The 13,364-nt window shown below is 60.9% G+C and carries 14 protein-coding genes; 4 read left to right on the forward strand and 10 right to left on the reverse strand.

Going from position 1 to position 13,364, the window contains the following annotated elements; genetic code table 11:
- The 4 genes from EP7_RS28255 to EP7_RS28270 all read left to right on the forward strand — a co-directional run bounded on the left by EP7_RS28255 (position 1) and on the right by EP7_RS28270 (position 2,183).
- Complete coding sequence (locus EP7_RS28255; RefSeq protein ID WP_463528620.1) at positions 1-819, forward strand: ParA family protein; 819 nt, start codon at positions 1-3, stop codon at positions 817-819.
- Entirely contained in the window at positions 752-1,090 is a 339-nt protein-coding gene (locus EP7_RS28260; protein WP_463528621.1) for a hypothetical protein, read from the forward strand. The genes EP7_RS28255 and EP7_RS28260 overlap by 68 nt, the downstream gene beginning before the upstream one ends.
- 185 nt (positions 1,091-1,275) lie before the next feature.
- Positions 1,276-1,662 carry a hypothetical protein gene (locus EP7_RS28265; RefSeq protein WP_463528622.1) on the forward strand — a complete coding sequence of 129 codons (387 nt, stop codon included), beginning with the start codon at positions 1,276-1,278 and terminating at the stop codon, positions 1,660-1,662.
- A 134-nt stretch (positions 1,663-1,796) separates the two neighbouring features.
- Positions 1,797-2,183 (forward strand): hypothetical protein, encoded by a 387-nt coding sequence (locus EP7_RS28270; protein WP_463528623.1) that lies wholly within the window; start codon positions 1,797-1,799, stop codon positions 2,181-2,183.
- A gap of 344 nt (positions 2,184-2,527) precedes the next feature.
- On the opposite strand, the gene EP7_RS28275 is transcribed toward EP7_RS28270, so the two are convergent.
- The 10 genes from EP7_RS28275 to EP7_RS28320 form a co-directional block, all read right to left on the reverse strand.
- Positions 2,528-2,791 carry a hypothetical protein gene (locus EP7_RS28275; protein WP_463528624.1) on the reverse strand — a complete coding sequence of 88 codons (264 nt, stop codon included), beginning with the start codon at positions 2,789-2,791 and terminating at the stop codon, positions 2,528-2,530.
- Positions 2,792-2,818: 27 nt separating this feature from the next.
- Entirely contained in the window at positions 2,819-4,183 is a 1,365-nt protein-coding gene (locus EP7_RS28280; RefSeq protein WP_463528625.1) for a hypothetical protein, read from the reverse strand.
- Positions 4,180-5,982, reverse strand: a complete 1,803-nt coding sequence (locus EP7_RS28285; protein WP_463528626.1) for a hypothetical protein — start codon at positions 5,980-5,982, stop codon at positions 4,180-4,182. Before EP7_RS28285 ends, EP7_RS28280 begins: the two co-directional genes overlap by 4 nt.
- Positions 5,979-6,323: a helix-turn-helix domain-containing protein gene (locus tag EP7_RS28290; protein WP_463528627.1), complete on the reverse strand. Its 345-nt coding sequence runs from the start codon at positions 6,321-6,323 to the stop codon at positions 5,979-5,981. The genes EP7_RS28285 and EP7_RS28290 overlap by 4 nt, the downstream gene beginning before the upstream one ends.
- Positions 6,324-7,313: 990 nt before the next feature.
- On the reverse strand, positions 7,314-8,174 hold the full coding sequence (locus EP7_RS28295; RefSeq protein WP_463528628.1) for a caspase family protein: 861 nt from the start codon (positions 8,172-8,174) through the stop codon (positions 7,314-7,316).
- Positions 8,175-8,872: 698 nt separating this feature from the next.
- Positions 8,873-9,373 (reverse strand): hypothetical protein, encoded by a 501-nt coding sequence (locus EP7_RS28300; RefSeq protein ID WP_463528629.1) that lies wholly within the window; start codon positions 9,371-9,373, stop codon positions 8,873-8,875.
- Between the two features lie 69 nt (positions 9,374-9,442).
- Entirely contained in the window at positions 9,443-10,831 is a 1,389-nt protein-coding gene (locus EP7_RS28305; RefSeq protein WP_463528630.1) for a replicative DNA helicase, read from the reverse strand.
- On the reverse strand, positions 10,828-12,024 hold the full coding sequence (locus EP7_RS28310; RefSeq protein ID WP_463528631.1) for a hypothetical protein: 1,197 nt from the start codon (positions 12,022-12,024) through the stop codon (positions 10,828-10,830). Before EP7_RS28310 ends, EP7_RS28305 begins: the two co-directional genes overlap by 4 nt.
- A 461-nt stretch (positions 12,025-12,485) precedes the next feature.
- Positions 12,486-12,725: a hypothetical protein gene (locus EP7_RS28315; RefSeq protein ID WP_463528632.1), complete on the reverse strand. Its 240-nt coding sequence runs from the start codon at positions 12,723-12,725 to the stop codon at positions 12,486-12,488.
- Between the two features lie 320 nt (positions 12,726-13,045).
- Positions 13,046-13,339, reverse strand: coding sequence for a hypothetical protein (locus tag EP7_RS28320; RefSeq protein ID WP_463528633.1), 294 nt, complete (start codon positions 13,337-13,339; stop codon positions 13,046-13,048).
- Between the last annotated feature and the right edge of the window lie 25 nt (positions 13,340-13,364).

Genomic DNA, 13,364 nt, shown 5'->3' on the forward strand with positions numbered 1-13,364 from the left:
ATGAGAAAGATCGCATGGCTGTCCGAGAAGGGCGGCGTGGGCAAGAGCACGTGCGCGATCAACACGGCCGCCGGCCTCGCACGTCGCGGCTCGCGTGTGCTTCTGGTCGATGCCGACCCGCAGGCCAATGCCACGCTGGTGCTCACCGAAGGGAAGGGGAGCGGGGGCGCGAGCCTGTCTCACGTCCTCCTCGATCGCGCCGACGCGGAAGAGGCGATCATCCCGACGCGGTTCGAGCGGCTCGACCTGCTCCCCTCGGACGGCACGCTCGCGGACGCCAACGTCACCCTGGCCGGCGAACTCGGCCGGGAACGCCGGCTCGCGGTGGCCATGCGGGACGTCGAGAAGGCCTACGATTACGTCGTCGTGGACACCAGCCCGGCCCGATCGCTCGTGAACGTCAACGTCCTCTGCTTCGTCGATGAAGTGTACTGCCCAATCGATCCGGGCCTCTTCGCGCTCGCCGGGCTGGCCAAGTTGCAGGACGCCATCGAGGAAGTCCGCAAGTACCTCGACAACGCCAGGCTCAAGATCAGCGGGCTAGTCCTCACCCGAGCCGGCTCGAATAACCTGAGCCGCGACGTCGAGGCCAGGCTCCGGGAGATGTTCGGGCCCCTGGTCATGACCACGACCATCCCCGAGAACATCCGGATCGGCGAGGCCCACAGCCTCTTCCTGCCGGTCCTCGACCACTCGCCCAAGTCCGCCGGCGCGAAGGCGTACGAGTCCCTGACGACGGAGATCCTGAGCCATGGCCGAGAGACGACCCGGACTCGCCCCGCTGCCCGCAAGCCTGCTTCGACCGACCACGCAGCCTGAGCCGGCCCAGGACGACCAGGCGGAAGACGACGGCCAGGAATCGCAGGACGGGCAGGGGGGTGCCCCCGAGACCAAGCCGGCCGTTAAGCGGACCCGGACCCGGCGGCCCGTCGTGTCCACCGTGACGAAGGGCCGAAAGATCCACCTTCCCGATGACGTCCACGATCGGCTCCAGTTGATGGCCTTCCAGAAGCGATCGACCATCAGCGCCGTGGCCGCCGAGATCCTCGACCGCAACCTGCCAAGGTTCAGAGTCGAGCGGGAGGGGTGAGCGAGCCTACCGGAGTGGGCGGAAGATCAGTGAGGTCGCCCAGAAAGTGCTCGACAAGGCCTTGCCCCGGTACGACGTCAACCGGGTGGGGTGAGAACTTCAGCTTAGTGCTAGGCGTGTCACGTTAAGGAGGCTAAAATTGAGCGTTTCGCACGACTGGCGTGATTTTAGTGAGCACGCCAATAATGGCGAATAGAAAACCTACCGAGATCGATATACGGCTTGAGAAAATCAAGCAGTCTTTCGGTTTAGTGAGGTGGTTAAGCGTCTGCGGATTGGCTGCGTATTTCGCTTACCTGATTCAGGACGCGTTTGTCACGATTGCCACGAGCCCACTTCCCCCAGCTTGGGTGCAGGTGGCGACCTTGGCGGTCAATACAATCGGCTCGTTGTCCGGCCCCTCGATCCTGATCGTCTTTACTTATCGTAAATACGCCCCTTCAATAAGGGCGAGGCTCGCACGGGTCGCCACCTACGAGAAAGTCTTTGATCCCCATCGGACTTCTTCGATGCCCAACAAAGACGAAACTGCCGAGAACAGTAGTGCAGGCAATACGGAGCCCAAGGCGTGAGTCGCGCACACATTCAGCTAATTCTCGCGTGCTCTGCCTTGTCACTGGTCATTTCCTATGCTTGGTGGTGCACTTTCAGGCCATGGATACTCCGGGCCAACCTGTTCACGATTCGCGACAATTTATGGGAGAAGATGCTGCTGAAGAAGAATCTTGACGATCCGGATTATCGAGCACTCCGAGAGGTTATCAACGATCTGATCTCGGCCGCCTCGTGGTTGTCAGGTTTTACCTTCATCTTCATGCTTGCGACGAACAGAGAACTGTTGGACGTGATTCGATCTGAGCCAAGCGATAAGGATGTCTTGATCGCAAGGCAGAACGTCGGCCTCTGCATCGCAGACTATCTATTGCGGATGACGCTTTTCGGGCGGATCATTTGGACTCTTGCTAGCCTCCTGAAATTCGGCGCCGATCTCAAAGGCTACGTAGGGGGCCAAGCCATTAGACTGATCCGCACCAACGCCTTTGCTCTCCGAGGAAACGAGCACGACACGACGCCAACCCTGCTTCACCAGTGATCCGGTCGGAGCCCCCGCGTAACGATTATCGTGTCGCGACGATCGACCTCCGCCGTGCCAAGCATCTCGCTTGTTATGGGCGACGTCCGGCGGTCAGACCCAAACAACCTTCATGGTTGTTAGGCTGGGGCCGCCGTGGCTCGCAAAACGATTATCGTTTCGCGATGGTCGACCGCCGCCGTAACAAGCCTCTCCCTTGGTGCTGGCGGTCGCCCAAACAATCATCATAATTAGATGGCAATCGTCGCCAAACAACCTTAATGATTGTTTGGCTGCCGAAGCCAAGGCGGGCGGGAGTTTTACTGGCTTCTCAGTAACAGGCCCAGGTCGTTGCTCTCCACCCGTCAACTCAGCCGGGCGGCGGCCTGCTCCAGCGTGACGTAGTTACCCGCCAGGTACTGCTCCCAACTCTCCCGGCACATCGCCTCGTCCACCCACGGACAGAACTCCATAAAGGCGGCACGGGCCGTCTCCACCCGATCGGCGTGCCAGCGGAGATGACGGGCCTCGACGTGACAACCGCTCGCCCGGGCCGCCTCGACACACTCCCCGAAACGTCGGCAGGCCACGACGGCGGCGGCGAACTTCGCGGCGTGGCGTAGACCCACAGCTTGGAAGTCGATGTCGCCCGAGAATCAAAATGTGAACGACCGCTTCGCGCACAGGAGGCTCTCGGCCTCGGCCATCGCGGTGCCCATCTCGTCGGAATCTGTCGAGAGGAAATTGCTCTTGGCCTGCAGCTCGGCGACAAGCTTCTCGCGAGGGACCTCGGTCCCTCGCGTGGGGGAACCGTGCTTTCCTTCGAGCGTGGAGACCATCGTCTGGAGTCGTGTCTTGCTCGCCTCGTCCTCGGATCGGAGGTCAAACAACTCCCAGAGAGTCTTCGGCGTGGCGTTGAGGCTGCCGTGGTGGCCGACCTTATACAACTCCACCCGTCGTAGGAGCGCGAGCTTCTCCTCCCGGTCCGGCGCGTGCTTCAGCGCGTAGAGCCAGTTCTCGATCTGGGCGTCCCCAGGGAACAGGAAAGCGCGGCCGTCGATCTCGAACAGAAGGATGACGCTCGTATTGTTCATGGCCGCGTCGAGGATGCGGACCAGCTCCAGCATCTGCTCGCCCGGGATGCGATCGAGCTGCGGGATCAACCACCGTGTGTACGGGGGCTGGTCGGACGGCTTGACGACCCGCCTCGGGAATAGGGGCTTCGTGGCATCGGCGCGGGCGCCGGGTTCCGGCAGGGCCGATCGGGCCAGGAGGTGCCAGAACTCATCCGGGTCGCGCGCCCGCTCCTTCAAAATCTCCTTCGACTGCCTCAAGTTGGGCGGCCCCAGGACGTGGACCATCACGCCCGGCAGGAGTTTCGACAGGTGCGTTTTGTCGCCGTAAGCCAGATATTCGGACCGAGCACTCATGCTCATTAGGTTCTTCACGGCCGAGAGGTTCGCGAGATTGGTCTCGCCAAGAAACTCCAATTCAGTGAGCCGCGGGTCCGTCCTCAGTTTCGCCTCGGCACGCTCGGCAGCCCGCCGTTGAACCTCCGTCACGAGCGCCGCGGCGAACTCGTTCATCTGGCGGAGCGAGCGGACGAAGGCCGTCTTCGAGAGGCCGGCGCCCTGGGCGGCCGTCGCGTCCGTGGCGGCCTTGGGGTCCTCGGTCCAGGGCTGGATCACGAGGTCCGGTTTCAGCGCAGCGATAATGTCGCCCGAGCCGTCGCCATCGTCGTTCGTAGCGAAGCCGCTGATGTGGTCCTTGTGCCGGTGCGTGGCCACGACCGCCGTGAGCTTCCCGTCGGGGTGGGCCGCCGACTTGCAGACCTCCCGGATCGCCCGGGATACGGCCACGAGGTCGGTCTTGCGAGCGGCCTTGGTTGGTGTTTGCGTGCTGCCGAAATCGATCAGGACATGCCGGTCGTCGCCCTTCGGGTAGTTGAAGGTCAGCAGGAAGCAATCGCCAAAGCCGACCTGATACATCCGGACGGTGAGGCTCGTCGGAACCTTGCTCATATCCAGGCCTCCGGGGTGGGGCACGACCTGTCCATCGCGCGCAAGCGGTGCATCGCCGAGAACCTCCGGCGGAGCGACTTGCCGTTGCTAAACTCGCCGAAATCCCAGAGGTGCTGGAGGCGTGTCGACTGCTTCTCGACGTCGTCGAGGCGGTTGTTCACGTGGAATTTGAGGCGGCCGTATTCGTCGAAGATCAGCGTCCCGCCACCCTGGAGGATCACCTTGGTGTCGTCCGGCATCCCGAGCGGCTTGCGAACGCCTCGCCGCTCGGGGTCGCGGGGGTCGGGGAAGTCCCCCAGCTCCCCGGCACGCAACTCGATCTGCTGCTCGTATTCGGCGACCGTCTCGCGCAGGAGGAACCCGTCCTCGGGACCGACCCGGATACAGGGGCGGACCGAGTTCACGTGGGTGAAGACGCCCTCGGCCAGTTTCAGCGGCCCGCGATTCTCCCACAGGAACCGGAAGACCTCGTCGGGGTCGCGAGTGAGCGATTCGAACCGTGTCCGCGAGTAGCTGAGCGCGCCCTCGCTGCGCGCACTGGCCGTCGCCCAGAGGCCCGCCTCACCGGTTTTCGGGTTCTTATCGGAGGCGGGCACGATGCCGTACGCAAGGAAGCTCTCGCGGAGCGCGTCGCGGAACCGGAAGGCGGTGTCGTCGGGGCGGATCTCGGCGTCCGCGGTGAGGATGGCGCTCAGGAAGTCGCCGAATTCAAGATGGACAGGCGGGCAATAGTCCAGCCCGCGGATCGTCATCGTCAGGAGGTAATCGGCGGCCCTCCCGCCCTCCTCGGCCACCCGCTCGCGATGGAGCCGCTGGGACTGGCCATCGCCGAGGGTCGACAGACGCCACGCCCAGACCTCCAGAAACGCGTTCATCATGGCGGCGACGAGGATCTCGCCGCGCCGATGAGGCTCCTGGAATTCCGGATCCTCGCGATAGTGACGCGGATCCGGCTCGATGAGGGCTGATTGCCGCAGGGGCCTGCCGCGGACAGCGTTGAGCTCGTCGCCCATCTCCTCGCCCAGTCCCAGTAGAACGGACTCGCGGAGGTTCTTGACCGTAAGCTTCCGCACATCCACGAATTCGGGTTGGACAGTGACGGCGAGACGCCCCGCGTGGCGATCGAGCAGTGCACGGACCACGTCATCGATCGCGAAGACGGAAAGCAGCGCCACGACGTCGGACACACCCTCGTGGAAAGCCGCCTGGTCCACCGACGACGGATCGAGGAAGCAGGCCCGGAGGCCGTCCACCAAGGCGTGCGTCGTCTCGTGAGCGACCACGTCGTGGGAGAGGCAACTGAAGATCGTCCCGCCACCCCGGCCCGGGAAATACCCGAACAGCAACGCCTCGTGCTCCCGCGAGTAGAACGCGTTGGCGTCGGCGAAGGCGTGGGGCGCGACCTTCAATTGGTGCGGCTTGAACCCCCAGGCAACCCGGCGGCCAAGCGCGAATTCGAATCGAGAAAGGATCCTCATCACGATCGCATAGACGTTTTGGGAGTGGAACCCCGGGTCGCCGAGGAGTTTCTCGTCGGACGCGTCCAGGAACGGATCCTTACCATCCTTCAGGGGCGGCGCAGCCTTGTAGAGCGTTCTGGATGAAGCGTCGTAATCGATAACCTGGACCCGGTAACCCCACGGCCCGCCGGCCAGCTCCTCGGCCGGGATCGAGACCTGGGTCGTCAGGATCGTCCCGTCCCGGTCCTTGACCATCGGGTCCTGCGCGATAATCGTCAGCTTCCTCGTGGCGGTCGGCGTCATCGACTTCGCCTCCAGGGTCCTCGTGCTCAGCTTCACGCCTCATCATCCAGGTCGACCATCTTCAACTCGACCGACGCCCCCAACGCCATTGCGTAGCGGAACAACACATTCAGGGTTGGATTATAGATCACGCCCCCCTCCAACTCGCTGACGACGTCCAGCGGCAGGCCCGACTCCTTGGCCACGGCTTCGACCGAAATCCCCAGCGACTCGCGTCGGGCCTTCAGGTCGAAGACCAGGCTCTCGAGTTGAACCTTGGCGAGCATTGTGCCAGGCTCGCCGGTGATCGTTCCGTCGGCGATCAGTTCGTCAAAGTCGGGCTTGTCTCGGTCGAGCCGCTCAACCAGGGCACGCTGTTCGGCGGTCAATTCTGGCATGGGAATCCTTGATGGGTCGACGGTGAGACGGTGGCCGTCCCGTGACAAACGTGACAGAACGCCTCATGCTCTCGAAGCGGAGGCATTCTGTTGGATAGTAACCTCTATCCGGCTACGCCCAAATCTATGTCGACTGTCTTGATGACCGCCGACGTTGGATCCGCATGGACTGCGGTCGAGACAACCGCTGGCGGTGTAGCAGGAGGCCCATCGGAAGGGTGATTTCGCGACTCCAGGAATCCCTTCGCAATTCCGTTGCCGACTTCCCCTAGCGCTGAGCTGAGGATCGTGCTCGCAGTGAAACCTACGGCGCCGCACGTCCCAGTTACCATCAATCCCCACACCCAACTCCATCTGCTCTGCCTCTCGGTTGCGTCAGCCGGAATGGCTCTGGCGATGGATTCTGCTTGATCGAGAAGTTCGTCGGCCGTCGGGGGACTTGTGGATGGGATACTTGTTGTGGTTCCATCCTCTCCCACTCCGAGGCCGGCTCTGATCTCTGCTAGACGTGCGTAAAAGCCCGCTTGGAGGCTTTTGTCCTGAACCTGATCGGCTAACTCCCTGATCTGAGTGATTTTTTCTATGGTTGGAGCTTCCTTAAGGACAAGATCGATAGCCCATCGTAGAGCAATATCTTTCTGTACGCCGTTTCCGATTTGAGATATTGTCTTGATGGAATCCTTAGATCTGCCGATTAAAATTTGGCTCCGGGCGACTCGGCCTAATGAATAGTTGCGGGGGCTGAGCGTCTCTTCGGGTTTAACATTATGAGTGGTCGCAGCCTGAGAATTATTGTCGCCACCCATCACGCGGATTCGTCCGCCCTCTCCACCTCCATGACCATTTGGAACTATCGGAATGGCGATGTCGTTCGTGGACCACATGATGAGCATCAGTAATCCTAAAGCCATCCCAAGAGCTGCGCCCCACACACTCGTCGGGACGCTCTTTCGGCCTGTCGCCTTGTCAATCATGTTTGGCCCCTTCGATTCAGTAAGGTATACCATTAATCCGGACCACCACGGTCTGGTCTTGCTGCTCGAGTCGACCTCCATCACTCAAGGTGACAACTCCATTCTTTGCTATGACTTTGAAGGTCTGACTTACACGCCTCCGAATGATATTTCCTGCTTCATCCCACCGAAGCGATTCATTTGAACGTTCTCTCAAGAGCCATGTCAGTTCCCCGGTGAACAGAGATCCCTTCATGAGTCCCACAACTTTGTTATTTAGAATGTGTGGGATCCCGCAAAGTGCGTATTCGCCTGGGCTTGATGAGACCATTGTGATTGTGCCACTCGAGTTGAAAAATAGAGATTGAAAAAGCGGTGACACTTGCGTGGGCGGCTGCTCTACGGGTGCCATGGGCACTCCAGGAGGCCCATTGGGGCCAACGCTGCAACAATCAAAAATTGTCACGCAAAGACGGGTTTGTTTTGCCTGGATGGCCTTCTGGACAGTTGTGCGATAGAGTCGGCCTCCTCCATCGCTTGGCGGGATAATAAATGTGCCCTGGTTAACATCTTCATAATAGCCATGGCCACAATACATAAACACAATTGCGTCATCAGCACCGACATTCAGCATGGCTATAGTGCGAAGGATGGTTTTCTGGTTTAACTTTTGCTTATCAAGTACGGTTAGCTTCAGCCTGGCCTCAGGCACTTGCTTTTTGAATTGGGGAATTAACATGTATATATTACTTTCCATGTCATCCTTTATATCGGGCGAGATAGTGTCGGCAGCTAAGATTACGTGCAATTGGCTCTGAGCAACCGCCTTGTCACTAAAAAGAAGTAAGAAGCACAGTAATCCCAGAAATGTCGCAAGGCCTCGCATGTGATTTTGCATTTACGCGCCCCTCTCTGGCTGGGAATCTAAAGTCGACTTGCTGCCCCAGTCAAGCAATTTAGAGTTTGAGCCTGCTCGCAGCCGCGATGCAAGCAAAATATCAGGCGAAATCGAGACATTTGGCTATGTCCCTCCTCCGGCAGTGAGCGGAACAACCTGCCGCCTGCCAGAGGAAGGCGGCGGCTTAAGATCCGGACCCAACCGGCCCGGTGCATCTGACGATCAGGCAGCCACAAGCATTGTGATGATCGCTCGCCCGATCAGGCGAGCGATCGAGGGCGTCGCGTGCGCGCGAGTATAACCGGATACGACGCGGGCGGCGGGATTTCCAAATAGGGTTTTTGGCCCTATTTAGAATCGCCCGCCGATTTACAGCCCACCTTTTCGCCACAACCCACGGCAGGGACGACGCGACTTCCAAACAGCATTCCTGGTGCTGTTTGGAATCCGGCCATCCGTCCGCCCGCGTATAACGGCCATCCAATCCACGTCACGCCATGGCGGAGGTTGTCCCCAGGGGCGGGGTTGTCCCCGCCAGTTTTTGATACACCTGTCAAAAACCCCGGCTGCATGGGCTTTCCCCGATTTTTTGCTCCATAAATCTATTGAGCAAACGAAGTCCTTGTCCCGGGGAGCGACGCCAGGGCAGCCGGGCAGGGGTCTTTTACTGGACGATCAGTAAAAAGGGTCCAGGCTGGCTAACGTGACATCGCAGCTTCCGGGACCACCATATAAGCCCTCTGCCTCACTTCATCCCAGGCAAACACCGGCAACGGTCTGAACTCTCTCCAGCCGGTGGCATCTCGATCGATCGGAGCGGTCAGTCCGGGCCAGGCCTTAATGAACTCGGCCCCGACCTGTTCAAGCCTCTGACGCGTCCTCCAGTAGATCGCGTCATCGACCTCGACGCCCGCCTCGATTGACCGGGCCAGCGTGGCGTCAACTTGGGCGAGAGCCTCGGACGCTTCCTGGAGGAGTGCAGCGAGGGCCTGGGCGTGGGTCGGGTAGTCGAGGTTTATGCTCGTCATCCACGATCTCCAGACAGACTTCCACGCTCCGGCCGCATAGATGGCCAGGGCCCGGACCGCGTCCATGAGATGGTGGATCTCGGCTGGCGTCCTAGGTGGGCCAGGCTGAGACAGGGAGTTGATCAGGCCAATGATCCGATCGAGTTCCTCGAACGCCGGGATCGTGGTCATGCAGGGTGTCCTCGCCGTAGGTGTTCCGACCTCGCCAGATTGCCGAATGAGGGCAGGGGGCTGGGCTGTTCAGAACGGCGAAGACCTGTAGGGGTCGAAGTCGTCGGGTTCCTCCATCGGGACGAACCGGGTGCACCATTTCTTCCACCGCACCTGGACCGTGCCCGTCTCACCGTCGCGGTTCTTCGCCACGTTCAGTTCGGCTATCCCAGGCATGTCCTCTGGGTCGGCCACCTCTGGCCGGTGGATCAGGATGACAATGTTGGCATCCATCTCGAGGCTTCCCGATTCCCTAAGGTGGTGGAGCTTCGGCCGACCATCGCCGGACTTCTCCGAGTCGCGATTCACCTGGGCCGCGATGATGACCGGGACCTTAATCTCTTCCGCGAGCAGCTTGAGCCGCCTGGTGATGTCGGCGATGTACTCGTGCCGCTGCTTGCTGGCCCTCTGGATGCTGCCCTCGTCGGGGACCATGAGTTGGACGTAGTCGACGATGACCGCCCCGATCCTTCCGGGGTGCTGGGCATTGTGCCCACGGACGGCCGCTACGACCGACTCGGGAGTCCGGATGAGGGTCGTGTCGGTGAAGAAGTTGTTGTGTGCACCGATTTCTTGATCCGCGTCGAGAAGCCTTCGATTCTCGTCGGCCGTCAGTCGCTGCCTCTCCAGATTGGTTCGACTAACCCTCGCCCTGGACGGCAGGATCCTGTCCATCAGGGCCTCCCAGGTGACCTCAAGGCTGAACATCAGGACGTGGAGGCCCTGGTCGGTCCCGACGTGATCCATGATCTGGGAGCAGAGGGCGGACTTGCCGTTGCTGGTACGGGCGCCGATGACGATGAGTTGCCCCGCCTCGAACCCGCCGATGATGTCGTCCAACTCACGCAAGCCCGTGTAGACCTTCAAGGCCTTGCCGGCGGACCGGGCGGCTTGCCTTGAGTAGAAGGCGTCGAGCATGTCGCGGGTGGTGGCGAATTTCGCGCCCGTGCCCGAGCTTGAAAGTCGGGTAGCCTCCAATTGGAGACGTGCAACAGCCTCGTCGCTGGAGAACCGCTCGGAGTAGACGTCCGCCCGGATCTGTTCGGCGACCCGAAGGACTTCGCGACTGACGGCGTACTGGTGGACAATCGCCGCATGGCGGACGGCACTCGAGACGTGGGGCGTCTGGTTGACGATGCCGTTGAGTTCGTTCAGGCTGACACTGCTGCCGGCCTTGACCAGGAATTCGTGGACGGTCAGGGGATCGATCGGCTCCCTGCGATCGTAGAGGGCCTTGATCGCGGCGAAGATCTCCTGGTGCACCCCGCGGTAGAAATCCTGCGGCCGGATGGCATTCATCACGGCGACATGATCGCATCCGAGGAGCATGCAGGCACCGAGGATGTTGATCTCGGTCTCGATGCTCTGCGGCGGGAGCTTGTCGTTGCTGACGTGAGTTGGGATGGCGAGTTGGTTCATCGTCCCGCCCCCCGCTGCGTGGCAGCGATCAACGCGGCGGGGTCGCTGACTTTGCTCGCCCAGTAATCGGCCGTGAGCGGCTGGATTTCCTCGGGAGATGCAACCGGAGTTGTCTTGAGAGACAAAGGCGAGATCGCAAGGGGCTTGGGCTTGACAGGAGGATTAGCCCACTGCGATCGGGGCAGCATCGTGCCGTCGTCGAGCATGTTGTCCCAAGGGCCAGACTGCGCCCCTTTGGCCTTCCATCTCTCGGCGATCGTTTCGAGGTAGCCGAACGTCTCAGGCTCGTCTTTCGACTCGCGAGTGACCTTCCAGTGTTGAAACTTGACCACCTTGAGGATCAAGGCACCGGGCAGGCCGTTGATGTTGGTCCGGATCCCTCTGGCGACCTTGGGTGCCCAGAACTTCCCGGCCATCACGGCGGCCGTTTCGATGGCTGCCTCGTCTTCGGTTCGATCCGAGGCTTCCGTCCCTTGATCCTGAACCGACAACACGCTCTCGACCTCTCTGTGTTGGTTCTCTGTATTTTGTCTCTGTATTGTGGGGGGCAAAATCTCAACGAAAACGTTTAGATCTGGCACTTGAGGGTCAACGTTTTCGTTTAGATCGCTCGCGGGCATGTCAACGTTTTCGTTGCCCTCGGAGACGGACCCCGGCATCGAATGGCAACGTTTTCGTTGACCCCCACGCGTCCTTTCCTTGACCGCCCGGTGGGCCTTCGCCCCGAAGTCGAGGGCGTCGAAGCACCACGCAAGTTGGCTGGCGGAGAGGAGAGGGCCGCCCGTCTCGGGGTCAATCCAGGTCAGGTAGTCCTTGATCGGGAAGAGACCTTCTTTGGTCTCTGAAACGATCCCCTTGGCCACGAGCGTCTTCTTCGCGACCCTCAGCGTGTTCGCATGATGCCCCGTGCCCCTGGACAGCCCGGCGAGGTTGACGACACACCGGACGGGCTCCGGTTCCACGTCTGACGGCTTCTTCGCCCGCATCCCGATGTGCCAGGAATGGAGGAGTAGCTCGTCGAAGACGACCCTTTCGGCCGGGCTCAGGGCGAGCGAGATGGCCCGCTTGAGGTCGAGAGCCTCGCGGACCCAGTTCTCATTCTTGAGGCTGGCGACGCGGCGTGCGGGGGCACTCCCGGTCGAACGCAGGCCATCGGCGTCGGTGGTAACCGTTTGCCTCGTCGTCACGCCCACCACCCGATAAGCCGGGCTTGACGGAGCGACGGCGTGGGCGTACGGAGACCCGCCACTGCGGGGTTGCCCCGCATGGGTTGCTGAGCTAATATTAGGGGACAAGCCACGGTCCTTGTACGAGAAGCGACCTGGTTAGCTTGCTGGCCGCGTGAGATACGGCCAGCGAGCGACATGCCCGAATCACGGCGGCCCATATCGTTGGTAGCGATGTGGGCCGCTTCGGTTTTCGGGCGAAGACGGATTAGAACCGACGAGCCACTCGCGCGGCAATGGCGCAATTTCCGCGAGGAAATCCCGTCGATCGTCTTGTGATGGGTTGCATCTTTCGGTAGCATTGATCCCACTTCGGTTGGCCTGGGCCGCTTGCTTGCCGGCGTCGCATCCCAGGTTGATCTCGATTCAAGGCGATCTCTTCTCTGCCTTTCCAGGGCATTGAGGGGATCGCTTTTTTCATGGGCTGATCACTCGGCGAACGCGGGCACGAAGGCCCCGCACTCGGCAGCGAGCTTGAGCGTGGCCTCGCGATCCCAGAGGGGCCGGCGCCCGACGCGGCAGGGCCGGAGCTGGCCGCTCGCCTCGGACCGCTTCAGGAACTTCATGGCAATGGTCGGCGAGATGCCGATCTCTTGGGCGAACGCGCTCGCCGTGATCCACCTCGACGATGCGTCAGTCCGGTCGGTCGTTAGCGTCGATGAGGCCATGAATCGTCCTCGGGTATGAGGCCTGGGTGGGACATGATGAGAGCGGCTGGAAGCGTTGAGTCATCAGTAATCTCTAACGCAATTCTACCGGCGAAAACCGCGAACCGCGAACTAGACGGCGGACTTTCCCCGCTGCAAGGGCCTCCCCGAGCGATTTAGGGCTGATCGCCCAAAAATAAACCCGGCACCGCTCGTCAAGTCCCCGGCAAAGAGATGCAAAAGGCGTAGGTGCTAGTTATTGGGGCGATCAGGAGATCCTCGTCCGAGGAGATTGCCCTTCGATCCTTCGAATATGTCCCACAGACCAGGTGTCCGAATTCTCAGATCTGATTTAGAGTTCGCGCGAGTTCGACATAGCCGGCCTCGAGGAGTGCTGACAGTTCGGCCGGTGTCGCCGACTTGAGCACCCAGGCCAACGAGTCATCCTTTGAGACTAGGGTCGTGGGAATTTCCCCGGGCTTCATCGGCACGCTCTCATCGCGAGGATCGACGACGAAGAGACAGGCATCCTTGTGGTCGATGCGAGACCGATCATCGGTGAGCCTTTTGCCGAACGACAGTTGGGCTTCGACTTCAACTGACGAGGCTTGGGCATCACGCTTGGCGAGGATCATGGGAGTCTCCAGGGGGGTTGAGAGA

It is taken from the genome of Isosphaeraceae bacterium EP7 (assembly GCA_038400315.1).
GTDB lineage: Bacteria > Planctomycetota > Planctomycetia > Isosphaerales > Isosphaeraceae > EP7.

Excerpts from the sequence above, each read along its gene's own strand:
- EP7_RS28255 (WP_463528620.1), top strand. The coding sequence starts at position 1 with ATGAGAAAGATCGCATGGCTGTCCGAGAAGGGCGGCGTGGGCAAGAGC.
- EP7_RS28260 (WP_463528621.1), top strand. The coding sequence starts at position 752 with ATGGCCGAGAGACGACCCGGACTCGCCCCGCTGCCCGCAAGCCTGCTT.
- EP7_RS28265 (WP_463528622.1), top strand. The coding sequence starts at position 1,276 with ATGGCGAATAGAAAACCTACCGAGATCGATATACGGCTTGAGAAAATC.
- EP7_RS28270 (WP_463528623.1), top strand. The coding sequence starts at position 1,797 with ATGCTGCTGAAGAAGAATCTTGACGATCCGGATTATCGAGCACTCCGA.
- EP7_RS28280 (WP_463528625.1), bottom strand. The coding sequence starts at position 4,183 with ATGAGCAAGGTTCCGACGAGCCTCACCGTCCGGATGTATCAGGTCGGC.
- EP7_RS28290 (WP_463528627.1), bottom strand. The coding sequence starts at position 6,323 with ATGCCAGAATTGACCGCCGAACAGCGTGCCCTGGTTGAGCGGCTCGAC.
- EP7_RS28295 (WP_463528628.1), bottom strand. The coding sequence starts at position 8,174 with ATGCAAAATCACATGCGAGGCCTTGCGACATTTCTGGGATTACTGTGC.
- EP7_RS28300 (WP_463528629.1), bottom strand. The coding sequence starts at position 9,373 with ATGACCACGATCCCGGCGTTCGAGGAACTCGATCGGATCATTGGCCTG.
- EP7_RS28305 (WP_463528630.1), bottom strand. The coding sequence starts at position 10,831 with ATGAACCAACTCGCCATCCCAACTCACGTCAGCAACGACAAGCTCCCG.
- EP7_RS28315 (WP_463528632.1), bottom strand. The coding sequence starts at position 12,725 with ATGGCCTCATCGACGCTAACGACCGACCGGACTGACGCATCGTCGAGG.
- EP7_RS28320 (WP_463528633.1), bottom strand. The coding sequence starts at position 13,339 with ATGATCCTCGCCAAGCGTGATGCCCAAGCCTCGTCAGTTGAAGTCGAA.